22 protein-coding genes and 1 pseudogene are annotated in these 23,217 nt (G+C 32.7%); 6 read left to right on the top strand and 17 right to left on the bottom strand.

What is annotated here, in order from left to right; translation table 11 throughout:
• The 3 genes from J7574_RS16145 to J7574_RS16135 form a co-directional block, all read right to left on the bottom strand.
• Positions 1-2,229: a TonB-dependent siderophore receptor gene (locus tag J7574_RS16145; RefSeq protein WP_290970719.1), complete on the bottom strand. Its 2,229-nt coding sequence runs from the start codon at positions 2,227-2,229 to the stop codon at positions 1-3.
• A 233-nt stretch (positions 2,230-2,462) separates the two neighbouring features.
• The gene (locus tag J7574_RS16140) at positions 2,463-3,188 is read right to left on the bottom strand and encodes a hypothetical protein (RefSeq protein ID WP_290970716.1); all 726 of its coding nucleotides are present in this window, start codon (positions 3,186-3,188) and stop codon (positions 2,463-2,465) included.
• Between the two features lie 126 nt (positions 3,189-3,314).
• Complete coding sequence (locus J7574_RS16135; RefSeq protein WP_290970713.1) at positions 3,315-5,633, bottom strand: TonB-dependent receptor; 2,319 nt, start codon at positions 5,631-5,633, stop codon at positions 3,315-3,317.
• A gap of 215 nt (positions 5,634-5,848) precedes the next feature.
• Here J7574_RS16135 and J7574_RS16130 point away from each other — a divergent pair, with 215 nt between their 5' ends.
• Positions 5,849-7,009: an MFS transporter gene (locus J7574_RS16130; protein ID WP_290970711.1), complete on the top strand. Its 1,161-nt coding sequence runs from the start codon at positions 5,849-5,851 to the stop codon at positions 7,007-7,009.
• 278 nt (positions 7,010-7,287) lie between these two features.
• On the opposite strand, the gene J7574_RS16125 is transcribed toward J7574_RS16130, so the two are convergent.
• The 8 genes from J7574_RS16125 to J7574_RS16090 form a co-directional block, all read right to left on the bottom strand.
• On the bottom strand, positions 7,288-7,764 hold the full coding sequence (locus J7574_RS16125) for a DUF6265 family protein (protein WP_290970708.1): 477 nt from the start codon (positions 7,762-7,764) through the stop codon (positions 7,288-7,290).
• Positions 7,765-8,174: 410 nt separating this feature from the next.
• On the bottom strand, positions 8,175-10,484 hold the full coding sequence (locus J7574_RS16120; RefSeq protein WP_290970705.1) for a type IA DNA topoisomerase: 2,310 nt from the start codon (positions 10,482-10,484) through the stop codon (positions 8,175-8,177).
• A 128-nt stretch (positions 10,485-10,612) separates the two neighbouring features.
• Positions 10,613-11,038 (bottom strand): copper resistance protein NlpE N-terminal domain-containing protein, encoded by a 426-nt coding sequence (locus J7574_RS16115; RefSeq protein WP_290970702.1) that lies wholly within the window; start codon positions 11,036-11,038, stop codon positions 10,613-10,615.
• Positions 11,039-11,059: 21 nt separating this feature from the next.
• Positions 11,060-11,392, bottom strand: coding sequence for an SRPBCC domain-containing protein (locus J7574_RS16110; protein WP_290970699.1), 333 nt, complete (start codon positions 11,390-11,392; stop codon positions 11,060-11,062).
• Positions 11,346-11,555, bottom strand: a complete 210-nt coding sequence (locus J7574_RS16105; protein WP_290970696.1) for a hypothetical protein — start codon at positions 11,553-11,555, stop codon at positions 11,346-11,348. The genes J7574_RS16110 and J7574_RS16105 overlap by 47 nt, the downstream gene beginning before the upstream one ends.
• Before the next feature lie 286 nt (positions 11,556-11,841).
• On the bottom strand, positions 11,842-13,065 hold the full coding sequence (locus J7574_RS16100; protein WP_290970693.1) for a hypothetical protein: 1,224 nt from the start codon (positions 13,063-13,065) through the stop codon (positions 11,842-11,844).
• Positions 13,066-13,071: 6 nt separating this feature from the next.
• Entirely contained in the window at positions 13,072-13,992 is a 921-nt protein-coding gene (locus J7574_RS16095; RefSeq protein WP_290970691.1) for a hypothetical protein, read from the bottom strand.
• Positions 13,993-13,997: 5 nt separating this feature from the next.
• Complete coding sequence (locus tag J7574_RS16090; RefSeq protein WP_290970689.1) at positions 13,998-15,029, bottom strand: hypothetical protein; 1,032 nt, start codon at positions 15,027-15,029, stop codon at positions 13,998-14,000.
• Positions 15,030-15,559: 530 nt separating this feature from the next.
• Between J7574_RS16090 and J7574_RS16085 the strand changes: the two genes are divergently transcribed.
• Positions 15,560-15,934 (top strand): GreA/GreB family elongation factor, encoded by a 375-nt coding sequence (locus J7574_RS16085; RefSeq protein WP_290970687.1) that lies wholly within the window; start codon positions 15,560-15,562, stop codon positions 15,932-15,934.
• Between the two features lie 201 nt (positions 15,935-16,135).
• Entirely contained in the window at positions 16,136-16,921 is a 786-nt protein-coding gene (locus J7574_RS16080; protein ID WP_290970685.1) for a DUF5995 family protein, read from the top strand.
• A gap of 13 nt (positions 16,922-16,934) precedes the next feature.
• Here the strand turns inward: J7574_RS16080 and J7574_RS16075 are convergent, their stop codons facing one another.
• On the bottom strand, positions 16,935-17,762 hold the full coding sequence (locus J7574_RS16075) for a hypothetical protein (protein ID WP_290970683.1): 828 nt from the start codon (positions 17,760-17,762) through the stop codon (positions 16,935-16,937).
• Positions 17,763-18,163: 401 nt separating this feature from the next.
• Complete coding sequence (locus J7574_RS16070; protein WP_290970682.1) at positions 18,164-18,655, bottom strand: hypothetical protein; 492 nt, start codon at positions 18,653-18,655, stop codon at positions 18,164-18,166.
• Between the two features lie 104 nt (positions 18,656-18,759).
• Between J7574_RS16070 and J7574_RS16065 the strand changes: the two genes are divergently transcribed.
• Positions 18,760-19,083 (top strand): hypothetical protein, encoded by a 324-nt coding sequence (locus J7574_RS16065; RefSeq protein ID WP_290970680.1) that lies wholly within the window; start codon positions 18,760-18,762, stop codon positions 19,081-19,083.
• Positions 19,084-19,322: 239 nt separating this feature from the next.
• Here the strand turns inward: J7574_RS16065 and J7574_RS16060 are convergent, their stop codons facing one another.
• The 3 genes from J7574_RS16060 to J7574_RS16050 form a co-directional block, all read right to left on the bottom strand.
• A complete protein-coding gene (locus J7574_RS16060; protein WP_290970679.1) occupies positions 19,323-20,408 on the bottom strand; it encodes a hypothetical protein in 1,086 nt (361 codons plus the stop codon).
• 476 nt (positions 20,409-20,884) lie between these two features.
• The gene (locus J7574_RS16055; RefSeq protein WP_290970678.1) at positions 20,885-21,190 is read right to left on the bottom strand and encodes a hypothetical protein; all 306 of its coding nucleotides are present in this window, start codon (positions 21,188-21,190) and stop codon (positions 20,885-20,887) included.
• A gap of 93 nt (positions 21,191-21,283) precedes the next feature.
• Positions 21,284-21,583 (bottom strand): hypothetical protein, encoded by a 300-nt coding sequence (locus J7574_RS16050; RefSeq protein WP_290970677.1) that lies wholly within the window; start codon positions 21,581-21,583, stop codon positions 21,284-21,286.
• A gap of 128 nt (positions 21,584-21,711) precedes the next feature.
• Between J7574_RS16050 and J7574_RS16045 the strand changes: the two genes are divergently transcribed.
• Entirely contained in the window at positions 21,712-21,954 is a 243-nt protein-coding gene (locus J7574_RS16045) for a helix-turn-helix transcriptional regulator (protein ID WP_290970676.1), read from the top strand.
• A 33-nt stretch (positions 21,955-21,987) separates the two neighbouring features.
• Positions 21,988-22,077 (top strand): annotated as a pseudogene (locus tag J7574_RS16040) (transcriptional regulator); the annotation flags it as partial.
• A gap of 208 nt (positions 22,078-22,285) precedes the next feature.
• Here J7574_RS16040 and J7574_RS16035 read toward each other — a convergent pair.
• Positions 22,286-23,062: a hypothetical protein gene (locus J7574_RS16035; RefSeq protein WP_290970674.1), complete on the bottom strand. Its 777-nt coding sequence runs from the start codon at positions 23,060-23,062 to the stop codon at positions 22,286-22,288.
• Between the last annotated feature and the right edge of the window lie 155 nt (positions 23,063-23,217).

Genomic DNA, 23,217 nt, shown 5'->3' with positions numbered 1-23,217 from the left:
TTAGAACTTATAACGCAAGCTTGTCATAACTTGACGAGGAGCGATTGGGTTCACGCTATAATTCTCGTGAACGGTATAGTTTAATGTGTTTGTAATGTTTGATAATTTGCAAAGAATAGAGAATTTTTTCCAAGAATATCCAACAGATGCATCAATTGTAACGTAACCTTCTAATGGGATTTCTCTATGGTAGATTCCGTCAGGATATTTAGTTGTATCTGTGCTTATTTGATCATTCCATCCACCTAAACGATCACCGATATAATTTCCAACTGCTCCAACAGATAAATTTCTTAATATACCTTCTTGTACAGTGTAAAAGAAACTTAAGTTAGCTGTGTTTGCGGGAGTTCTAACAAGACGATCACCTTCAATAAAACTTCCGTTTAAACCAGATGTTTTAGTATAACGCATGTCGTTGTAGCTATATCCTGCCATGATGCTAAGTCCGTCAATTGGTCTTGCAGTAATGTCAACTTCAACACCTTTACTTTTAGTTTCTCCGCTTAAAACTTTCACGTTTGTATCTGTGTTTAAACTTCCATCAGCTTTAAATTCTGCAGTTTGAGCCAAGTTACTGTTTGTGATTTGATAAACAGTAACATTTGTGCTTAATAATCCTTTAAAGAAATCAGTTTTGATACCAGCTTCATATTGATCAATAATAGATGGTTCAATTGGTTTTAAATCTGCTGTAGTTCCTGTGTTTGGAGTAAACGAAGTAGAATAGCTACCAAATATAGAGACGTCTTTTCTTGGCTGGTATATTAATCCGAATTTTGGAGAAAATGCGTTGTCTAATTTTTTAGCTCCTACTGTTGGTACAGCATTTTCAGGTTTAACGGTTTGTTTGCCGTTAGCAAAAGTTTCTTTGTAAGTTGTAACTTCAGCTTCCTGCCATGACCAACGTAAACCTGCTAGTACTTTAAATTTATCCGTAATTGAAATTAAATCTTGAAAATAGACACCAAAACGATTTGTTTCTGTTTTTGCAATTTGAGTTGCTCTCGCGTCAGGAATATCATTTCTTTGTGTTGACGGATCAAAGTTAAAAAGATTAATTGTGTCATAATTTGCAGGAGTAAATGCAAAAGTATATGCTGTAGCAAATGAGTTTTCCCAGTCAGCACCTGTAAATACTTGATGTTTTATTGATCCTGTATTAAAGTTTCCTTGAAGGCTTAATTGATCTCCTAATATTTGTTCTAAATTTTCATTTTGAACTAAAGGTCTTGTCCAGTCTCCATTTGGTTGTACTGTAGATAATTGTGCTGTAGATTTTGAAGCTCTATTGTAAGTTTGATATGAGCTATTGAAGTTTAGCTTCCAGTTTTTATTGAAATCATGATTTAATAAGACAGATGCGCTAGCAGATTTTGTATTACCATTAGACCAAAGTGATCCGTAAAAAGCACTTCTAGGTAAATCAAGAATTTGTGTTCCAATGATTCCCGTTCCAAAATCTGGTGTCCAATCTGCGCTTAAATAATCTCCTTGTACAGTAATTTGAGTTTTAGGACTAATTACAAAAAGTAATGATGGATTTACATATATACGTTCGTTTTTTACAACATCTCTAAAGCTTTCAGAGTTTTCATAAGAACCATTGATTCTAAATGCGATTGATTTTGTTAAACCTCCATACAAATCAAATGCTGGTTTGTAGTAAGAATAGCTTCCAATTTGCATTGAAACTTCTCCTCCGCTTTTGAATTGAGGCGTTTTGGTAACCAAATTAAGAACTCCTCCAGGCGCTACGTTTCCGAATAATAAGGCGGAACCACCTTTAAGAAATTCTACTTTATCTAGACCAGAAACATCCGGAATTGATCCTGCATTATAACGGAATCCGTTTTTAAACATATTATTTGCCGACATGTCATAACCTCTAGAGAAGAAAGACTCTTGAGCACCACCACGAGCCGATCCTACATAAACACCATTAGCATTTTTAAGAACCTCGCTTAAACGGATAGCTTGCTGCTGTTCGATAACTTCAGAGCCAATTACTTGAATGCTTTGCGGGTTATCCATTGGTTTTAATCCAGAGCGAACTGCTGTTACTGGTTTTGGTTCTTTGGTTTTAGTAACAACTACTTCATTTAAAATTTCTCCTTTTTTATTCTTAACAGTATCGTTTACTGAAGAAGTAGCTTCGGCGCTTGAATAGTCTTGGCTATAAGATGCAAAACTCAATAATCCTAATACAAATAGTAAATTATATTTCATGGTATTTATTTAGATTCAATAAAAATAGATCGGCGCAAATATACAATTGCACGAATGTGTTAACGAAATTTAAGACACGTTTTCTTTCTTAAATCTTTCTTATTTTTTTCTTAAGATTAGCTTAAGTATTTTCTAATATTATTTTAATTTAGTACAAATAGCAACAAAAAAACCTTGCCGTTAAGCAAGGTTTTTCAATTGAAATTAAACTCTAAGAATGAAATTTTCGGATATTATTTTACTGCAATTTGGTAGGTAGCCATTTTCCAGATTTTGTCATATTTTTTGCCATTGTGCTCACCAGCAGATTTCTCTGTATAAGCAAACTCAACCATGTATTTTCCAGACCAGATAGGATTAAAAGAAATTTCTCCTTTGTCATTTGTCCATAATTCTTTTTCCCATCCGTTTGGAGCAATTACTTTAATTTTCTGAGATTTTGCTATAGCGCCTTCATACAAAGCAGAAACATTGATTATCGTATTTTTTTTCGCGATATCGGCATTTTCAGAGAAAACACTAATTTTATTAGGATTGGCTCCAGCTATATTTCCTGCCAACTTGTTTCCTACAACTACAGTTGCACTCGAATTATAGTCTAGCTTCATTGTTCCATAAATATCTCCAACCGTGTGATGCATTACAATGGTATAAACACCATCTTCATCTGGTGTAAAGAAAGCCTGATATTTATTTTCTAAAGCTTTTGCTGTAAGTTTTGTTTCTTTTTTTGAAGGGGAAATCACGACTAAAGAAAAATCTTTTAAATCAGAAAACCATTTATCCGCTTTTGTAATATCATTATCAGAGAATTCTCCAAAGTAAACAGAAATTTCCTGAGCTTTTCCTTTTGTTCCCGTTGCTTTAGTTTCGATCCAAAGCGCATGGGCAAAAAGTTGAGGTGCAGCAAAAAACATTAGAAATAAAAAGCTTGCTATTTTTAAAGTATTTGATTTCATGAGATGAAGTTTAAATTATTTAGAATGATATTATTTACAAACATAAGTTTTTATTTAGAATAATTAAAAATAAAAACTTAAAAAAGCGAAAACCTTTAGGTAAATCTAAAGGCTGTCTAGATAAAATTAAAATTTAATAGTCAGGTTAATTGCAAAGTTTGATGGTGTTTGTGCCATACCATAAGAGTCCCAATATTTTTTGTTGTTTAAATTATTAAATTTAAGACCAATTCTCCAGTTAGGCTGATCGTAAAATACGGTTGCGTTGTAAACAGAATAAGAAGGACTGTAGAAGCTCTGGTCTTCAAATTTATATTGCTTGTCTACATAGTTTCCGCCAAAACCAAGTCCGAAGTCTTTAAGTGTGTTTTGAAATTTGTAAGAGATCCAAAAATTAAATACATTCTCTGGCGCACCACTTGCTTTATTGCCTTCAATAGAAGCGTCCGATGATTTTACGATACGATTATCATTATGCGCATATCCTGCATTAAGGTTTAAACCAGCAAAAGGATTAGCAATAAGTTCAAAATCCAGACCTTTACTGACTTGTTTGCCGTCCTGAATGGTAATACCATCAGAGTTTGTTCTGGTAGCATTATCAATTGTGATGTTGTAATAGCTTAAGGTTGTGCTTAATTTATTATCAAAAGCTTCTACTTTAACACCACCTTCATACTGATTGGCGTAAATTGGTTTTAAAATCAATAGCGATCCGTCTGGCTGATTAACCGGTCCGGCATTTTGAAAACCATTCATATAATTTCCGAACAGAGAAATCTGATCTTTAACTAGCTGGTATACTAAACCTAATTTAGGCGATAAAGCGGTCTGATTATAACCAGGGGTATCGGCAAGTTTCTTTTGTACAAAATTATCCAGGCGAAGGCTTAGCATAGCCGATAAGCTATTTGTAAAACTAATGACATCTGAAGCGTAAATGCTGAAAGTTTCTTGATCTGGAACACCCCAGTTTTGCTGAGATACAACTGCATCTACTTGTTTTTTTCTAATAGGATCGAAGGGCTGAGTCACATCAACAACATCTATAAGTCCAGTTGTGCCATATGTAAATGTTCCTTTGGTAAACCTGTAATTTACACCAGTCAGTAATTTATGTTTAATACTTCCTGTAGAAAATTCACCGTTAATATTTTCCTGAATATTAGTAAACTGATTGTATATTGGTCCAAAAAGAGACACCATTCTTTGTACTTCGGTAGAGGAATTCCATACGGTATAGTATTGATAGCTATGATCTACATTTTCATCTATGAAAGAGAACAGAGTAGTAGATTTCCAATTATCTGCTAATTTATATTCGGCTTGAACAAAAACTTTTGCAGATGAGGTTTTGGCATCTAAATCATCATGAAACAAACTTTTTCTGTAATCGATAAGTAAATCTGTCGGGTTGGTAAGTCCGGCAGCATACGAACGTCCGTAAGTTGGGCGCGTATTGTTTGTGTTATACATTTCGGTGTCTAGCGTAAAAGTTAATCGTTCTGTTGCTTTAAAAATAAGGCTTGGAGCAAATAAGAAAGTTTTATTGAACCCGTAATCTAAGAAACTTTGTTCGGTATTGTAAGAAGTATTTAATCGAAATAATACTTTATTATCCTGTGTTAAAGGCGTATTCAAATCGATGGCGATTCGGTTTAAACCAAAACTTCCGCCAGTATATGATATTTCAGTTTTTTTAGCTTCAAAAGGCTTTTTTGTAACCAGATTGACTACACCGCCAAAAGAAGAAACTGAGGAACCAAACAAAGTTCCAGATGGACCTTTTAATACTTCAATACGTTCAGCATTATCAATAGAAATAGAGCTTCTTCCTGTCATGTTTTCCATGCCATTTCTGGCATTCACCCCTGTACTAAATCCTCTGAAAGAAATCTCAAGTCCGCCTGAAGGATAAATTTTTGTCGTTACGCCTGGCGAGTTTTGCACAGCATTTCTGATGTCTACTACAATTTGCTCTTTTAGGAGTTCTTTGCTTACAATACTATAAACCTGTGGGTTTTCGAGATTGTTTAATGGCATTCTGGCCACGTAATCTGTTTTTTTGGTTATCATTTTATTGTTTTTAATGATAACTTCCTGAAGTTCTTTATTCGAGACTTTTAATTGTAAATCGAGTGTTTTGGTTTCGTTTTCTGTAACTGTGATTTCCTGTTCCAAAGTTTCGTAACCAGATAAGGATATCTGTATCGTATACGAATTGGCTTTTACTTTGGCAAATTCAAAAGCGCCATATTCATTAGAGGTGGTGCCATATTTTGAATCTTTCAGAATTATATTAACGTCTGCTGCGGGTTTACCGTCAGAAGTAGAGATAATTCCTTTTATTTTTCCGTTATTCTGCTGTGCAAAAATGGATAAAAATGAGAATAGGAAACTGATTGAGAATAGTAAACGCGAAGTTTTCAAAGGGAGGTAATTCATTACTTTTTAAATTTGGTTTATAATAAATTTATTTAGAATAAATAAAAACAGTGCAAATGTAAAAATTAAAATAACGTTAACAATTTTTATTTTTGCCATTTGTAGGCTAAATTGTTAAATGTTGATTTTAGAGTGATTAATCCAAAATTCTTATTAGAAGTTGTAGTGAGATAAAGTATAAAAAGACTTAATTTTGCAGTCTGAAAAACGATTTCATGATTTTACCATTCTTTAAAAAGATTCAAAATACACCTCGAGGATATCGTATTGCCAACACTGTTTTTTTCTTTCTCTCCGGTTTTGGCTATTCTTCATGGGTTTCGAGAATTCCACATATACAAGCCCAATTGCATTTGTCTGAAGCCGAATTTGGTGCCGTTTTATTTGCTTTTCCAATTGGCTTGATGTTAACAATGCCTTTTACAGGAAAATTATTGAATAAATACAGTAGCCGATATATTATGCTTCTTGGTGCGGTTATGTTCAACGTGGCGCTGTCTTTGCCGGGTTTAGCAGCATTTGTTTGGCAGTTGGTTATTATCCTTTTGTTTTTTGGAGCTTCTCGTAACATTTTCAATTTATCGATAAATGCACAATCTCTCGAAGTCCAAAAATTATATCCAAAATCGATTATAACCCGTTTTCATGCCGTTTGGAGTATTGCCGTTTTTTCAGGTGCAGGCTTAGGGTATGTAATGGTTACCCAAAAAATTGCGCCGTCTCATCATTTACTCGGAGTGAGTATTTTTATGCTGGCACTAACAGCTTGCTTTTATCCGTTAAGTATTCACAACGAACCTGTTCCAGTTAAGAAAAAGTTCTTCTCGATGCCAGAAAAGAACCTGATTAAATTTGCTTTGATTTGTTTCGTTTCTATGGCTTGCGAAAATACCATGTACGACTGGAGCGGAATTTATTTCGAAAATATATTAAAAGCTTCACCAAAATTAACCAGTGCTGCGTTCGTCTTTTTTGCTTCGGCAGTAACGTTAGGACGTATTTTTGGAGATTATGGTGTAATGAAATTTGGGACTAAAAAAATCCTGCTTTATAGCGGAATATTAATCACAGCTGGTTTTGGTCTTTGTTTTATTCTGCCTTATGCGTATCCAACTATTTTTGGTTATGTTTTAATTGGATTTGGGGTTTCTTGTGTTGTTCCGTTAGTATTCAGCATTGCTGGAAGATCTTCAAAATTAAGCAGCGGTTCTGCTTTAACCTCTATTTCTACAATTGGTTATTTAGGATTCTTATTAGTTCCACCAATGGTTGGTTTTATCTCTGAATATTTAAGCATGAAATGGGCTTTTCTGATTATGGCTCTTCTTGGAATTCTAATGATCTTTATGGTAAATAAGATCGGGGAGAATGAGTGATTTTTTTTTGAGTTGCTAAGATTCTAAGGTTCTGAGTTTTTCTTATTGGGACTTTTTTTACCGCAAAGGCGCAAAGATTTACGCAAAGTTCGCTGGATTTTTTTTGTTTATTATGTGGAAAAAGCTCGCAAAGAATACGAATTCCGTAGGAATGCAGCATATTGTAGCAACGGATTTTAATCCGTTGGGATTTATGATCGCATAGTTAGAAGTTCCGGAGGAACGAACGATTTTTATCAAAAAAACTTTGCGACTCAGCGTCTTTGCGAGATTAAAAACTATTTCTTCGTCATTACAAACTTCTCAGAACTCGGTTTTCCGTTCAAATTTCCAGAAATTTCAGCTGTTAAAGTATTGTTCGCACCTTTTGTATACGTGATTTTTTGCGGGTAATCGTGTTTTGGATTTTCAAAAACCAATTGTTTGTCTGATTCTAAAGTAGAAGGAAAGAACACTGGTTTGTCGTCGTTTTGCCCTTTTACGGTTGCTTTGTAAGTCAATGTTTCCCCTAATTGCGCTAGAATGATTGTTTCAAAATGAAGCGTGTCTTTTCCTTTAATATAGTAAGAAGAAGCACTAAAAGTACTATCATTTAGTTTTTGCCAGTTTTCAGATAAAACCCCTTCTGGAGAAGTATTTTCCCAGTTTCCGATTAACCAATCTACTTTTTTGATTTTGTCTTTTTCAACTGTTTCTTTTTTCTGGCAAGAAACAAAAGCTATGATAAGGGCGATAAGAGTAATTTTCTGGAACATATTTATGGGTTTTGATTTTGTAATAAAGTACTAAAGTATGAATTTTTTTTTCAGCCACGAATTACTTTGTCTATTCGCTATCGCTCGGGTCATGAATTTTTTTTGATAAACGTAATGGCAATTTTTTTGCGAATTTCTCGGATTTTTTATTTCACGCAGATTTAAAAAGATTTAAGCTGATTTACGCAGATTAAATTAAATCGTCATGAAAAAATAGCCAAGAATTCACAAATTTTTTATTGATAAACTGGGTGTTTAGTTTGCCAGTAATTTTACTAATTGTAATCGAAAAAAATAGTCAAAAAAAATCGCGCTAATTTGTGTAATTTGAAAAAAATATAGTTGCAAATTTTTTGTTTTGCTCAAAGATTGTAAAAAATAAAATTCGTGAATTCGTGGCAGAAAAACTTCTAAACGCTTTCTGATAAAATCGAATAAACCAATTCTTTAGTAGGTTTTTGATCTTTTAATTTTTCGCGGACTTCATCAAAAGTGACTTTAAAATCGCAACCCGATTTATATTCGGCGCAACCATAAGCCGTTTTGCCTTTTAAGATGGTTCCTTTTTTACATTTCGGACAAACTAAAGCATCCGAGCTTTCTTTTGTTTCGGCTTTTTTATCTGTTTTCTTTGGTTCTAGTTTCAGTTTGTAGTTTTCTTCAAAACGAATTAAACCTTCAACAGTTCCAGAATCGGTTTTGAAGCCTTTTATGTTTACAGTCGAACCTTTCTGAACCAATCGTAAATATTGGCTTTCGGTAATTTTTTTATCATGAAAAACAAAAGGCAGAACAAAATCACAACCCGATTTGTATTCGCTGCATCCAAAAGCTGATTTTCCTTTAATAAGATTTCCTTTTTGACATTTCGGACAAGTTTCTGCTGAAATTCCGGAAGCTTTCTTTTTTTCTTTTTCTGCTTTTGCGACAGGTTTCTGAATCGTTGCGGCATGCGAAATATTAGCATGTTTGGTTTCGCTTCTCACTTCGTAAACCAAAGCTTCGACCATGCGTTTCATGTTTCTAATAAATGCTGCAGCAGTGAAAGTTCCTTTTTCAATATCTTTCAATTGCTTTTCCCAAGTTCCAGTAAGTTCGGCCGATTTTACCAGTTCGTTCTGAATCGTATCAATCAACTGAATTCCGGTTAAAGTCGGTAAAACCTGTTTTTTATTTCGAACAATATATTGGCGTTTGAAAAGCGTTTCGATAATATTCGCACGTGTTGACGGACGCCCGATTCCGTTTTCTTTCATCAATTCACGCAAATCTTCATCGTCAACCTGTTTTCCTGCAGTTTCCATTGCACGCAGTAAAGTCGCTTCGGTAAACTGATTGGGCGGTTTGGTTTCTTTTTTAAGAAACGAAGGTTCGTGCGGACCTTTTTCACCCACAGTAAAACTTGGCAATAAATCTGGTTCTTTTTCTTTAGCGTTTGGATCTTCAAAAACAACGCGGAAACCTTTCTTTAAGATTTCTTTTCCTGTTGCTTTAAAAGTCACATCGGCAGCTTTTCCGATTACTGTGGTATTCGCAACGAGACAGTCATCGTAAAAAACAGCAATAAAACGTCTTGTAATAATATCGTAAACCTGCTGCTGATTGTTCGGCAGATTATTTTGAACTCCCGTGGGAATAATCGCGTGGTGATCGGTTACTTTTTTATCGTTGAAAACCTTTGGCGATTTCTTTATTTTTTTCTCCAAAATAGGCTGAGTCAATTCGGCATAATTGGTTAATTTCTGCAGAATTCCAGGCACTTTTGGGTAAAGGTCTCCTGGTAAAAAAGTCGTATCTACTCTGGGATAGGTAATTACTTTCTGCTCGTACAAAGTCTGTGCAATCTTCAGCGTTTCTTCTGCCGAAAATCCAAATTTCTGATTGCAGTAAACCTGTAAACCAGTCAAATCGAAAAGCTTTGGAGCATATTCGTTTCCGTTCTTTTTGTCCACAGAAACAATTTCGAAATCACTTTCTTTAACTTTTGTCGCTATAATTTCTCCGTCTTCTTTGTTTAGAAAACGGCCTTCTTCATAACTAAAAAGCGTTTCTCTGTATAAAGTCTGCAATTCCCAATAGGGCTGAGGTTTAAAGTTTTCGATTTCTCTAAAACGTTCTACAACCATTGCCAATGTTGGCGTTTGTACGCGCCCGATAGACAAAACTTGTTTGTAGCCGCCATGTTTTACAGTATACAAACGTGTTGCATTCATTCCTAAAAGCCAATCTCCGATAGCTCTAGAAAATCCGGCGTAATATAAATTATCATAATTAGAAGAGGGTTTTAGGTTTTCAAAACCTTCTTTGATAGCTTCTGTCGTAAGAGACGAAATCCATAAACGCTGAATTTCGCCTTTATAATGCGCTTCGTTCATTACCCAACGCTGAATCAGCTCTCCTTCTTGTCCAGCATCCCCGCAGTTTATCACCACTTCGGCTTTTTCAAAAAGACTTTTAATGATTTTAAACTGTTTCTGGATTCCTGAATTCTGAACGACTTTGGTTTCAAATTTTTCTGGAAGCATCGGCAGATTGTTCAAATCCCAGCTTTTCCAGTGCGGTTTGTAATCGTTGGGTTCTTTTAAAGTGCATAAATGTCCGAAAGTGTAAGTCACCGCATAACCGTTGCCTTCGTAATAGCCATCGTGCTTGGTATTGGCACCTAAAACAGATGCGATTTCTCGTGCTACACTTGGTTTCTCGGCAATACAGACCTTCATTTTCTCCTTTCTTGATTAATAGGCGAAATTAGGGAATTTTCTTTGAAGAGGCAAAGAGACAATGGAGTTGCAAAGGTTTTTATCATTTTGGGTAAAATAAAAAGCCGATTAAAAAACTTTCATTGCACTTACGATTTGAACACATCGATTCTTTTCATTGAAGGAATATCCGATTCTAAAAACTGAAGTTTTGTCTCAACGACTTTATCACTTTTATCTCGAGGATTTTTAGCAATAAAACGTGCGGTTGAATTATTAAAATCTAAAATATATTTTGAGTCTAAATCTTCTTTTTTATTTGTCGAAAAAGTAATCAGATTGTCTTTTGCGTTCCATTTTCCTTTTCCATATTTATTTACTTCTGGCGGAACTCCACCTTGAATTTTAGAATACGAATGAAATTCAAAAGTTCCGTCTTGGTTTAAAGTCAATTTATATTCAATTATATGGTTTTCAGAAGAAAGTGAGCGCGTATAATCGCCTGCAAATTGATTGGATTGTGCAGATAAAGTTAAGGTAGAAACAAAAAGTAAAGTCGCAATTAGTAATTTCATTGATTCGGTTTTATTGGTTTTTTAATTATTAATCATCGGGTTCAAATTACCATCCTTATTTCTCAAATCTAATCCACCTTCGTAGACTGATTTAAGATTGGTAAGGTAAAAATGCCAACCATTTGAACAGCCTAATCTGATGTATTGTTTCGAATAATCATCTGTTGGAATATTATGATGGCGAAGTTCTACAATCGTGTAACCATTTGCTTCGCTGAGATTGATATCTACAAGACAGTTTCCTTCAAACGTAAATTGCAATTGATCTTTTCCGTTGGCCGAAACGATTTTTCCTTTCATAGCATCATCATACAAATACCAAAAACCATTCGTAAGTAATGCCTTCCTTTGCATTTTTATCTTTACTTATAGCTTCTTGATTGGCACCAAAAAAAGATACTTTTTCGAGAAACCATTTTTCCAACTCATTTGCCTTTGTCCAAGCATTATAAATGTCTGAAAGCTCAGCTCTAATGGCTATTTTTTTTGTGAAAGAAGTCCAATCGAAGTTTTCCATGATTTTAGTCTTTGGTTTGTGTTACTTAATTTATTTATTTACGGGATCTCATTGCTTGTACTTATTTTTGATTTTGATGTCTTCCCGTGCCTTCAGCATTTCTACAAACGTTAAAAAAGTTTAGCGATATATATTTATTTTCAAAAGTCTTATGTAAAAGTAGTTTTTTTACAAGAAACTAGGTTTTTTTTATCCTCTTCAGGTATTTATTTTAGAAAATTATAGTAAGAAAGTCAGTTGTTAATATAAAAAAAACACCTTAGAGGAATAAGGTGTTTTTTTTTGACTAGAATTGAAATGGTATTATTTTGGTATCAAAAAGCAAAAAATAAAGCAGTGTTAAGATCCAAAAAAAGAAGAACGTAAAGGATAAGAACTCATAAATTTTAAAAGATTTCTTTTTAGTTCGTTCTTTTCTTTGAAAATCTTCATCTGGCTGATAGAAAGCAGCATCTAAATGATGAGCAGATGGGACATTTTTAAATTGTGTAGAAGAAAGGCCACTTAAACTTTTCGGTTCGGAATTTTCATTAATAAAATTGAGGAATTCACGTTTGTTTTCATCGTAGAATGATTTTACTTCTTCAATTTTTTTATCAGAATTTAGATAATTGACAGCTTCTTTTATTTTTTTTGAAAATGCCATGTATTTATTCTCAATAGTTGTAACCTGTTTTCTGGATTCTTCGATTTTTTTTCCGTTTTGCTGATGTATTTCCGAGTTCCTTTGTATATTTTCTTTAAGTTTTATTATGCTGGCTTTTTTGTTTTCTTCAAGTTCTGATATTTCTTTTTCGAAATCTTTTATAAGCAATTGTCTTAGTTTCTTTTTTTCTTCTCTTGTAATTTGTATTTCATTTTCAAACCCATTTTCATCTGTGGTTCTGTAAAGGTTTTTGGCAAGAGTAAAGTCTACAATTTCTTTGTTATCAGTAAAAAAGATTGTATCAAAATTGTTTAGTAATTCAAGCGATTTTTTTAGATTTTGCTGCAGTGTATTTTCGTCTATATGAGAATAAACAACCAGGTTTGAATTGGATAATCTGAAATTATAAGGTTCGCTGATTCTTTTAAGATTAAAATTGAGTTTATCGAAATCTTTAGGAAGATCGACTTGAAAATCATCAGAGTGGTTTACCATAATGGTTTTATCGGAAATATTTCTGCTAACCAGCGTTTCATGAAATTCATTGAGTTTGGTGATAGTCAGATTATCTTCTGCAATTTCATTGGTAAACAAAATGCTGGCGCCTACAAAAGTTCCTCCTCTGTCTGAGTTTTTTTCTTTTGCAAATGAATATTTGGAGTAGGCAATGGTATTTAACCCATTTACAGATTCTTTTCGGATAGAGTACAGGATACTGTTTTCGAATAATTTTATAGCATTAGTATTCAGATCAAATGTTCTGATTGATTTAGCAATATTTTGATTTCCTAAGAAGAAAGTTTGTCTAAAACCATAAGGATTTCCAAATGTGCCAAAGGCTAGCAAATATATATTTTGTATCATTGAGTTTTAGAAGCTAAATTTTAATCGTTCCCAGAAAGTTCCTTCATAATCTAACGGATATCCTACAATGCTTTGGTAAAGCCAGTTGGACAATACTTCAGCAGGAGCGAGATTTAAAAGTGTAATTCTTTCGCCACCACCGTTATTTTCGATACTGCCAATTGTAAAATAAGTTTTATTAAGCTCATAAGAATTAATTCGAGTATTTGTTCTTGGTAGACGTTCGTTAATAAAATTTTCGAGTTCGTCTTCATTTGAGACGTCTGTTCTACCAGATTTGTCCCATTTAGAAATAACCAGAATAACATTTATCGATTTAAGGTTTTTTCCTTTTCTTTCAAGCTCATCTAAAAATTCATTTATTAAAGTATCTTCTAAATGTGCATTGTCATAACTGGTTACAATTATAAATGTAAGCGGAATATTGGCATTTAAATACGCTTCGATACTGCTGTGATATGTGCCGCCTCTACTAATATCTTTGTGGTTTTCTCCTGATGTTTCCAGAAAAGTCAAGTTAATAGGAGGCACTTTTTTAGATTTATTATTAGGTTCAAATATTAAATCTAATCTTGTTACTTGATCACGTGTCGTTCTGTTAGGCAGTATGCCTTGTCTGATATTTTCAAAAAAATCAGCAAGTAAAACTTGTGCTTCTTTGGTATTTGGAGTGCCTAATTTTGGACGTAAAACACCAGCCTGAGAACTTAAATAATACAAGATGGAGGAAAGAATAACTGATTTGCCTGATTCTCCTACGCCGAAGAAAAAAATAAAATTGCTGTCTTTATTTTTAATCTGGTTAGTACTAGCATTTGCTAAAGGAATAAAGTCAGATTTCGTATTAGTTGAACTATCTGTCGAAACTGGTTTTAGGTTTTTATCCTCAAGAATTAATGGTTTTAAAGTTTTGTTATCGGGAGTCATCTTGTTTAGTTTTTAGCAATTAATACTTTACCACTTCTTCTGCTTCCAGTAAATATGCTTGAATTATTACTGTTATTTTCATTGCTAGGAGTTGCCAGAAGTACAATGATTACAATAACAAAATCAAGAAGGATACATCCCATTAGTACAACAAACTGGTACATTCCAAAATTCTTAACAGCATGGTCAAAGGCAAAGCCAATTTTTCCGACATCTTGTGTCTTTGAAATTTCTGGAGTGAATTTAAATTTATCATCTCCCAAAACCGCATGTGCTCTATTTCCCAGCTTATTGTATTCAGATAAAGAATCATCGATTAATCCCTGAGATAGATCGTCTTTTTCTTTTTTAGAAAGCAGTAGTAAATCTTGAATTTTTTTATTCCATTTTAATACCGCATTGTTTATATCGTTTTTTAAGGCTTTTTCTTCAGGAGAAAGATCAGAAATCATATTGTCAATCTGCATTCCCATTCTTTCTGCTAAATCATTGTAATCATTGGCAACAGGAGTAAGAAAGTCAACTTTTTGTCCAGTCAATTTTTCGATATCTCGTATTAATGACTGAGCTCGTGAACCTATTCCTTTATTCCCAGGATCTTTAATTTGTTCCATCATCTGCTTCTTTTTTATTTCAATATCCTGAGCAGTTTCTTTGTTATATTTATAGCTTAATTTTGATTGGACATCGGCTTCAAGATTATTAAAACGTTCGTTAATATCTCTTAGCTCTGTTGTATAAATATCGGTTTTCATAAACCTTGTATACAAAGCATTAAAATTGGCGATGAAACAAAAAGAAGCTATAAAAACATAAATGCCTACTAAATTAGAAGTTGAGCGTCCATCTACTTTCGCACTTCTAATCATCCATACTAAAAACAATAGTAAAAACGATAAGACTAAAGCAATAATGAAGGATGCCGGACCAAAAATCTGATCTAATCCAAGCCAGGTCTGATAAAAACTGACACTGATTAACAAAACGGCAAGTATTGCCAGAAAAATGTCGGTAACGTGAATTGATTTTTTACTCATTTTTGTAAAATTTAAGATTAATTATGTGTTTTGGGTTTTATTCTTTGTAGAATATCTTTAACCCGTTAAGAAGTTTACGAAGCAAATGCTATTGTCAATTTGTTATCCAAAACTAAAGGCTTTTAAATCAGTGGTTTTACGGAAATCCGTAAATGGAGGAAATAATTACGGATTTCCTTTTTTTGTTAAGCAATGTCTTTCCTTTTTTTGTAAGAAAAAAAAGTCGTATCTTGCCCCGATAATTGATATTATAATGGTCACTGCAAATTTTTATTTAATAAACAGCTGTTTGATGTGCTTAGTGTGCACGTTGCTGTATTTGCATGACGATACTTTCTTAAAAAGTTCAAAAGAGTTTATTCCTTTTGCCCTGTCACAACTCTAGGCAGGGAAATCTTTTCCGATTTAATTACTCATTTATTTTAATCTTCATTTTTATTCAGGATATGATATCGCTGAATAACTCGTTTTTGCATATTTAGCGAAGAGTTGTGTCATGTTTTAGATAAAATGGAGCAAACAAGAAAGTCATGTCACCAAACATTATATTAACAACAGGAACATATGATTTAATTAAAGATCATATAAGAAGAAAAAAAGTAACCGCGCAGGAGGAAGAATTGTTATTGAATCAATTAAAAAATGCCTCTCAGGTATTGCGAAAAAATCTGCCTGAAGATATTGTTTCAATAAATAGAAGAGTTACGTATAAAGACCACACAAAAAATGAAGAAAAAACAATTTTGCTAGTTGGTCCAGAAAAAGTGAAAATAAGCAAAAACAAGATTTCGGTTCTTTCAGATGAAGGCATTGCAATGGTGGGCTATAAAGAAGGCGATATTATCGAATGGCCTGCTAAAAAAGGCAATTTAAAACTGGAAATTTTAAAAGTAGAAGAGGCGTAATCTTTTTGATACTTTCGTTTTAAGTTTAGTAGCATCCCAAAAGAAGAATTTCTTTTGGGATGTTTTTTTATGAAAGCATATTCTTGTAGAATTGAATTGTGTCATTCACATAAAGAACCACCTCAAAAACAACGTTAATCGAAAGCTTAAAATAAGTATATTCGTTTATCTCAATTTAATCATAACCAATTAATAATGAGTATGAAACAAGCAGAAAGTATAAACGAAGTAATTCTGTTTTTGGACGAAATAATAGAACGATCAAAAATAGAGCAGAGCAATCTAGGCTTATTTGCTATTTTATATCGTGAAGTTACGGTAAGAGTAAAAGAAGGCATTCACGCAGGCTCTTTTCAGAATGGCGAACGAATGGAAAAATTAGACGTGATTTTTGCCAATAGATATCTGAAAGCATATTATCAATATCAAGCCAAAGAAAAACCATCTGAATGTTGGGCATTTGCTTTTGAACAAGCCGAAAATTTTTGGCCCATTGTTTTACAGCATTTGCTTCTCGGAATTAATGCCCACATCAACCTCGATTTAGGAATAGCTTCGGCAGAAGTGAGCACCGCAGAAAATATCGAAGATTTAAAACATGATTTTGACCAAATAAACTTCATTCTCAGCAATTTGGTTGCGGGTGTTGAAAAATGCTTAATTAAAATCTGGCCAACGCTCACATGGATTCTAAAATTTACAGGCAAAGTAGACAATTTCTTCATCGATTTTAGTATGGAAACCGCGCGAAATGGTGCCTGGAAATTTGCCAACGAATTTGTGGCAGTTCCAGAAAACGAAAGAGAAGCCTGCACTCAGTTAAGAGATAAAAGAATAACCGAAATCGCTCGATTAGTTTCTAATCCAGGATATCTTGTTAGTGCTGTTTTCAAATTCATTCGTCTATTTGAACGAGGCACTATCGCTCAAAAAATAATCGATATGCAAATCATAGAAGAGAAGAATATGGAATGCGCTGTGGCTTGATTTATCGCTGAACTTAAATGGTTTCTGGAGCTATAAGCTTCTTTTTAGAATCGTTGGTTAAGGCGATAACCAAGGCAATTCCGCAGAAAAGCAAAGCAATAATTGCACGTACAATTTCATTTCCTCCGCCTACGGTTGGGTTTTCAACAGCATCCTGGATATGGAAGAAAAGGAAAAAAAGCATGAGCATTAAAGCCAGAAGAAGCGAAATGGGTTTGATCCAAAGTTTGAAAATAATAGAAATACCCGAACAAATTAGCGCAACGCCTACAAAATAAGTCCAAAACATAGTTCCTGGCAACCATTTCGGAACCATTGTAGAGACAAAAGCTGCAAAAAGAAAATGGCTTAACCCAAATAAGATCATTAAAAGTGAATAGAAAACTCGCCCAAACGGAATAAGTTTTTCGAGAAACGAAGCAAATTTGTTTTCGCTTAGACTTTGTTCTGTAAACGAACCTGCCAGTACAAAGGCGCCTCCGCTATACGTTAGTTCTTCCAGAGCGTTAATCCAGATTTGTGTGGCGTTGGTTTTATCGGTATTAAAAATAAAAATAAAAGGTAGGTGAGAAAGAATAAAAGCGGCAAGAAAACCAAATCCTAAATAAAGACAGACTTTTTTGGTATCGACGATTTTAATTTTGACTATTCCTGAAATAATAATTCCTACAGCTATTAAAATGATACTGGTAAGGATAGAAAAAATAGGATATTGATGTGCCCAAGCGGGAAAAGGAGCTAAAATTTCTGAACGAAAATCTTTGATAATAAGCTGATGTACTCCCAAAGCGATTATGCCGATACCGTAAAATAAACGGCCAATTTTGATAAGTCCTTTCATTAATAGTGGTTTTTAGATAGTAAATAATTTGTTTTTGGTGCAGATCAAATATATAAATTTATTACTAAAATACTGATTTAATGAGTGTTGGATTTTGTTTGGATTATGGTGATAAAAGTTTCATTTGTCACACAGTCTTATCTACAATAGTTTGTTATTTTGATGTAAGGAGGCTCGAGCGATAGCGAATAGGTGAAGCAAATCTTTGCAAGTAGCTCTATAAAGTGTTTCCGATACTAATTTGTACACATAGGATGACAAACTGTATGTATAAACTTTGTGTAGTCGTCTTCGCTAGCGCGGATTTGCAATCCGTGCTCGCAAAGATTGGCTCGTTTTCTTTTTGATTTACAAAGTGTCTTACTGTTGCGGGCACGGATTGCAAATCCGCGCTAACGGATTCAGTAAGTTGAAGGATGATTTTTTTTCTTTTTTTCAATGCCAATTTTATACAAATCTTCATCAAAGCAACTGACAATTGCATCTAATAAAGCTCTGCCCGCAGCACCACGTCCAAAAACATCTGCTGGAAAACACCCAGCAAAATTAATTTCATAAACTAATGGTATTCTTTTGCCTTTTATTGTACAAAACCAATTTGTGATAAATTCGGCATATTTTATAAGCTCTTGTTTAGCATATTCATAATTTTCTATAGGGAATTGATTTGGATCTACATTCCAATTAAAATAAGAATAGTAATAGTCAAATTTTAATTTATCTTTTTCAGGATGATTGTCAATATGATAGAGTTTTAATTCAATTAAGGCGTATTTATCATGTTTTCTACAGCAACCAATCCCATCTAATGTTTCAAAATTCCAATCTCTTGCCTTATCGATAATTTTAGATAAGCATTCATTACCATAAATTAAATTATTTAGTTGTTCCATTTTTAATATTTTAAAATATCAGTTGTATACACCCGATTGTTTACGATCACGTAAAAATAATCTATTCTTTCTAATTTCGATTCAAAGAAAAACAACTAAAAATCATGGAAATACAAAACAAAGAAAGAGCTGAAGAATTGTTAGAATTAATAAATAAAGGAAGATATTTTACGAAACTAAAACCAGAACCTAAAGAAAACAATTCGTTTACAATACCGCTAAAAGTATCTTCTTATAACGAATTAAATCTAATGGTTTCAGATTTACTAAAAGCAAGTATTATTTTGCTTAATCCTGAAGCTAAAACTTTGTCGAGTTTTACAAAAGACAATGATCTTAATGTAATGACGCTTCTTGAAATTGCTTTGCAGTTATTGCCAGAGGATGAAATGGAATTGTTAGATGAGGTTTATAAGGTTGGGAGTTGATTTCTGTGAATAAAAAAAACGCAAAGTTGTAGACATTTGCGTTTTTTTTCTGTTGTACACTTTGCGGAGCAAAGAGGCTATTTTATATTATTTTTGGTTTGTTTTGATTTGTTTTTTAAAAATTTAAATAACAAGTATATCGTATACAAGATAAATAAAGTAAATATAATTACAATGACTTGCCAAATACCGACAGATAGGCTAAAATCGTTAAATGTCTTTTCCATAAATTTATAATTTTAATTTCTAATTCCTGATTCAATATGTCCATTCAGATTGTTAACAACAATTTCGTAAGTGACAGTTTGAGAATATACGTCACCTATTTCTCCTATACCAGTTCCATATGTAATTTTACCTATGAGCGTTATATTTGTTTTATTTCCAACAGTAGCTTGGTAGTACGTTGTTTGATGCCAATTGTAACCTAATGTGAGCCCCCAACTATCACTAGTTACCGAATCTATTGAAAAAGGTTTTCCAATATTTTTATTCTGAACTACATTGACCGTAATTCCTGCCCAGGGAAGAAGATAAAAACTCACCTTGGCCAAAACTTGATTTTTTTGCTCCTGTGTTAATTCAAAAAAAGTCATATTAAAAGCTGATGGGTCACTTTCATTAATGGTTTGTAGTAATTGCCAATCTGATCCTACAGCACCACTTCCATCGGCACCACCGCCATATCCTCCGCCACCAGTGCCATCGCCAGTGCCACCACCGCAAGAAATCAAGTACATTATATCGAAACTACCATCATCATATGTTTTAACTAAATAAAGACAAGTTTCATCTTCAAGTTTTATTTTACTATTTATTGCAGATGATATTGTTTTATTTCCGCGAATACTAAAGTAATAAATTTTATTTTGAGAATCTAAAACAGTAATAAATCCTTCAAAATTCGATCTTATTTTATAAAAATTGAAGTTTTTATCATTTGTAGCGAAATCACTTTCGTTAGTTGAAATTACAATATGAGATAATTTATACAGATTGCTTTTATCTGTAACAAAAATCAATCTATTATATGTTTTAAGTGATTTGTCATCATTCTTTACAGCAATTTTGTCATCCAAAATTAAAGGAACTTCAACTATTTTTCCTTTTTCTCCATCTGTAACTATCGCTTGATCCCAATCTATTTTTTTTGTGTATTTGAGAATCGATAGTTCGGGTTTGCTTCGTTCCAACCATTTTTTTGCATTAACAATTGAAGAGTCTTGATTGCTGACATCAGTACTTTCATTTTCACAATTCGTTAGCATCATCGCAATGGTAAAAATAAGAATTACTCTTATCACATTTTTGATTTTTTTTCTCATCTTTTTGGTTTTTAAATTAATAATTAGCAAAACAGTACCTAGGTTTGTTAGATTTTTGTTAGTTTATGTTTTTCTAGTGTTTTGTTTTCTTTAGCCAGAAAATCAAAACTACATGATTTGTAAGCTAAGTCTTAACCTATAATCGGGTATCTTTAGTCGAAAATCGAATAAGGATCAATAAGCTGGATGAAATATTGACTTTCCTTGAAATTGTTTTGCAGTTATTACCAGAGGACGAAATGGAATTGTTGGATGAGGTTTATAAGGTTGGCAGTTGAATTTTAGGTATAAAAAAGCTACATGATTTATTTGTGGCTTTTGTATTTGATACTTTTCTATTGTGGTTTACTGTTGCGGGCACGGATTGCAAATCCGCGCTATCGGGTTTATAGTTAAAAAAAATACTTTGTCATTGATATGAATTGTAATTTGAAACTTTCAAGTTTGATTAAATAAAATGTAGAAAATAATACAATTCAACCAATAAGGGTCAAAAGTAAATTGGTTATGTTATGACCTTCGAATTCGGCATATTGACAAAAAAAGCCGAAGAAAATGAGCAAAATAAAATTATACAGAAACGCATTTTTTAAACTCATTCGAATGCATCCTGTTAAAAAATTCCAATTTTCTAAATGATCTAAAATTATGATTTTTGAAGGATTAGAAAAATCGATTACCACATTTTGTGAAAAGTCAAGAAAAACGACAATAGTTCCATTTTTAACTTCGAAGTTGTAATTATGTTTTTCTAAAACATCTACAATTGTATTAGGGACCATATTATGTTTAATTTTAGGTATTTTTGTACTAATTAAAATTCAAAAATATATAATTTGTAGATAAAAACCTACTTTTAATGAAGTATTGTTAGCCTACAAAACTTTATACAACTCATCCAACAACTCCATTTCATCATTTGGCAGAAGTTTTAGAACAATTTCAAGCAAAAGCATGGCATCGATAGCAGTTTGAGAATTTTCATGCTGTAGCGTGTTGATACTTGTTCTTACCAGAGAAAAAATTGTTTGCATCAATTCGTTGTAACATGTTATAGGGAGATTAGTTTTTAGAATATCGTCATCTTTTAGCTTCGGCTTCAGCTTTGTGAAATAATTGACATTGGTAGCAAATTTTAAAAAATCGTTTAGTTTTTCTTCTGATATTTCTTTCATGGCTTTTAGTGTTTTAGGTTAAATAATGAGTCAACTTTTTATTAGTCTAAAGCAAAGATAATAAAAATTCGACTTATAAGTCGAATTTCTTTTAAGGATTCATGATGTTACTTCTTTTTCTTTGTTTTATGAAGGCGATTGATAAATTAGAAGCAGAAATAGTTGATAGAATCTATAAACTTTTCCTAGAAAAATATGCAGGAAACAAGAGTGCTTTTGCAAAAGCAAGTAACTGCACAGAGACCACTGTACGAAGAATTTTAAGAAAAGAACAAGGTATTACGATAAATCTTCTGATTAGAATGGCGAAAGCGCTTGATACAACTTCTAGTGAGCTTTTGAAAGACTTATATCTTAAAAATGAAGTATAAATGGCGCTCTTAGAAGTGCGTTAATTTTTTACCATTAATAAAGTTGTTGAACTATACGAACGTTTGGTTCAAGCTGAAAAGGAGAAAAATGAATATTTAGAGAAAATGTTAGAAAAGAAATAGTTTTTTCTTATTTATAAAATAGAAATGCGCAAGAGTTTTTTAGACTTTGCGCATTTTTTTATTTACGATAGCGCAGATTTGCAATCCATGCTCATAAAGATTGGTTTTTCTATTTGATTAGAAAGTGTCTCACTGTTGCGGCACGAATTGCAAATCCGCTATCGGTTTTAAATTGGATTTGCAACCGAGATATCGGGTTTTCTGACAATCATTCTTCTAATCTGGCAATTTGTAATAAACTCTCTCCATCAGCTGTTATTGTATACATTTTTGCACTATTTACAGCATTTCTTAAAAATTTAATTAAACCAAGTTCTATAAATTTATCTGTAGATTCAATACTATTGGATATTGCATTTCCTTTATTAATTTGAGTACATATGTAAAGAAAATCCTTTAATAATTTTCTTTCTTTAAGTTTTTGTAATAATATCTCTGATGAAGTTACTACTGTTTTTTGATTAACAGTTTCACCACTTTGTTCTCTCATGCCTTCAGCATTTACTTTAGTTACTTCAATTATTTCATTTTCTAAATTTTTAATTCTTATCTCAAGTCTTGATTTCGCTTCTCGCTCTTTATCAAGTCTAACTTGTAAGTCATCATTTTCTGAACGAATTCTTTCGTATTCGGTTTTTAAAACAATAGACTTTGAATCAGTAATTTTATAAATTAAAGGTGTTAACTGTTTCTCAGAAAAGTTAACTATTAATCGCGATAAATTCAACAATATATAAGTTAGGATTAATAAGCCAAATGCCCATAAAATATTTATTAATAGATTGTCAATAAATGTATTGTCTTTGTAATATTTGAAAATAAAAGATTTCTTGTCATGTAGAGTAGAATTTTTATCAAAATTAAAAAGAGTGTATATTAATTCCCAATTTCTAACACTCCAAACTAATAAGTATGTTCCTAGAAATGGATTTTTTGTTTTTTCTTTAAAATTATCTGTAAATGAAATTAAAAAATCTTTGATCATAATATGCTATAAGTTACTTGGTATTTAATAGTTATGCAATTCATGTATCTTTATTATGCACTACACTCATTACTTTTTTGGTTTTGATTATTTGCATTTCACTCATAATGGTATGATTGTTCCAGTAGGAGATACATAGCAGAATTTAAGGAATG

Source organism: Flavobacterium sp. (genome assembly GCF_017744675.1).
Classification (GTDB): domain Bacteria; phylum Bacteroidota; class Bacteroidia; order Flavobacteriales; family Flavobacteriaceae; genus Flavobacterium.
The sequence above is the reverse complement of the archived record's forward strand: the minus strand, read 5'-3'. Positions and strand labels throughout refer to the sequence as shown.

Bases quoted from the DNA above. Each gene is read 5' to 3' on its own strand.
- J7574_RS16145 (WP_290970719.1), bottom strand. From the start codon at position 2,229: ATGAAATATAATTTACTATTTGTATTAGGATTATTGAGTTTTGCATCT.
- J7574_RS16140 (WP_290970716.1), bottom strand. From the start codon at position 3,188: ATGAAATCAAATACTTTAAAAATAGCAAGCTTTTTATTTCTAATGTTT.
- J7574_RS16135 (WP_290970713.1), bottom strand. From the start codon at position 5,633: ATGAATTACCTCCCTTTGAAAACTTCGCGTTTACTATTCTCAATCAGT.
- J7574_RS16130 (WP_290970711.1), top strand. From the start codon at position 5,849: ATGATTTTACCATTCTTTAAAAAGATTCAAAATACACCTCGAGGATAT.
- J7574_RS16125 (WP_290970708.1), bottom strand. From the start codon at position 7,764: ATGTTCCAGAAAATTACTCTTATCGCCCTTATCATAGCTTTTGTTTCT.
- J7574_RS16120 (WP_290970705.1), bottom strand. From the start codon at position 10,484: ATGAAGGTCTGTATTGCCGAGAAACCAAGTGTAGCACGAGAAATCGCA.
- J7574_RS16115 (WP_290970702.1), bottom strand. From the start codon at position 11,038: ATGAAATTACTAATTGCGACTTTACTTTTTGTTTCTACCTTAACTTTA.
- J7574_RS16110 (WP_290970699.1), bottom strand. From the start codon at position 11,392: ATGCAAAGGAAGGCATTACTTACGAATGGTTTTTGGTATTTGTATGAT.
- J7574_RS16105 (WP_290970696.1), bottom strand. From the start codon at position 11,555: ATGGAAAACTTCGATTGGACTTCTTTCACAAAAAAAATAGCCATTAGA.
- J7574_RS16100 (WP_290970693.1), bottom strand. From the start codon at position 13,065: ATGATACAAAATATATATTTGCTAGCCTTTGGCACATTTGGAAATCCT.
- J7574_RS16095 (WP_290970691.1), bottom strand. From the start codon at position 13,992: ATGACTCCCGATAACAAAACTTTAAAACCATTAATTCTTGAGGATAAA.
- J7574_RS16090 (WP_290970689.1), bottom strand. From the start codon at position 15,029: ATGAGTAAAAAATCAATTCACGTTACCGACATTTTTCTGGCAATACTT.
- J7574_RS16085 (WP_290970687.1), top strand. From the start codon at position 15,560: ATGTCACCAAACATTATATTAACAACAGGAACATATGATTTAATTAAA.
- J7574_RS16080 (WP_290970685.1), top strand. From the start codon at position 16,136: ATGAAACAAGCAGAAAGTATAAACGAAGTAATTCTGTTTTTGGACGAA.
- J7574_RS16075 (WP_290970683.1), bottom strand. From the start codon at position 17,762: ATGAAAGGACTTATCAAAATTGGCCGTTTATTTTACGGTATCGGCATA.
- J7574_RS16070 (WP_290970682.1), bottom strand. From the start codon at position 18,655: ATGGAACAACTAAATAATTTAATTTATGGTAATGAATGCTTATCTAAA.
- J7574_RS16065 (WP_290970680.1), top strand. From the start codon at position 18,760: ATGGAAATACAAAACAAAGAAAGAGCTGAAGAATTGTTAGAATTAATA.
- J7574_RS16060 (WP_290970679.1), bottom strand. From the start codon at position 20,408: ATGAGAAAAAAAATCAAAAATGTGATAAGAGTAATTCTTATTTTTACC.
- J7574_RS16055 (WP_290970678.1), bottom strand. From the start codon at position 21,190: ATGGTCCCTAATACAATTGTAGATGTTTTAGAAAAACATAATTACAAC.
- J7574_RS16050 (WP_290970677.1), bottom strand. From the start codon at position 21,583: ATGAAAGAAATATCAGAAGAAAAACTAAACGATTTTTTAAAATTTGCT.
- J7574_RS16045 (WP_290970676.1), top strand. From the start codon at position 21,712: ATGAAGGCGATTGATAAATTAGAAGCAGAAATAGTTGATAGAATCTAT.
- J7574_RS16035 (WP_290970674.1), bottom strand. From the start codon at position 23,062: ATGATCAAAGATTTTTTAATTTCATTTACAGATAATTTTAAAGAAAAA.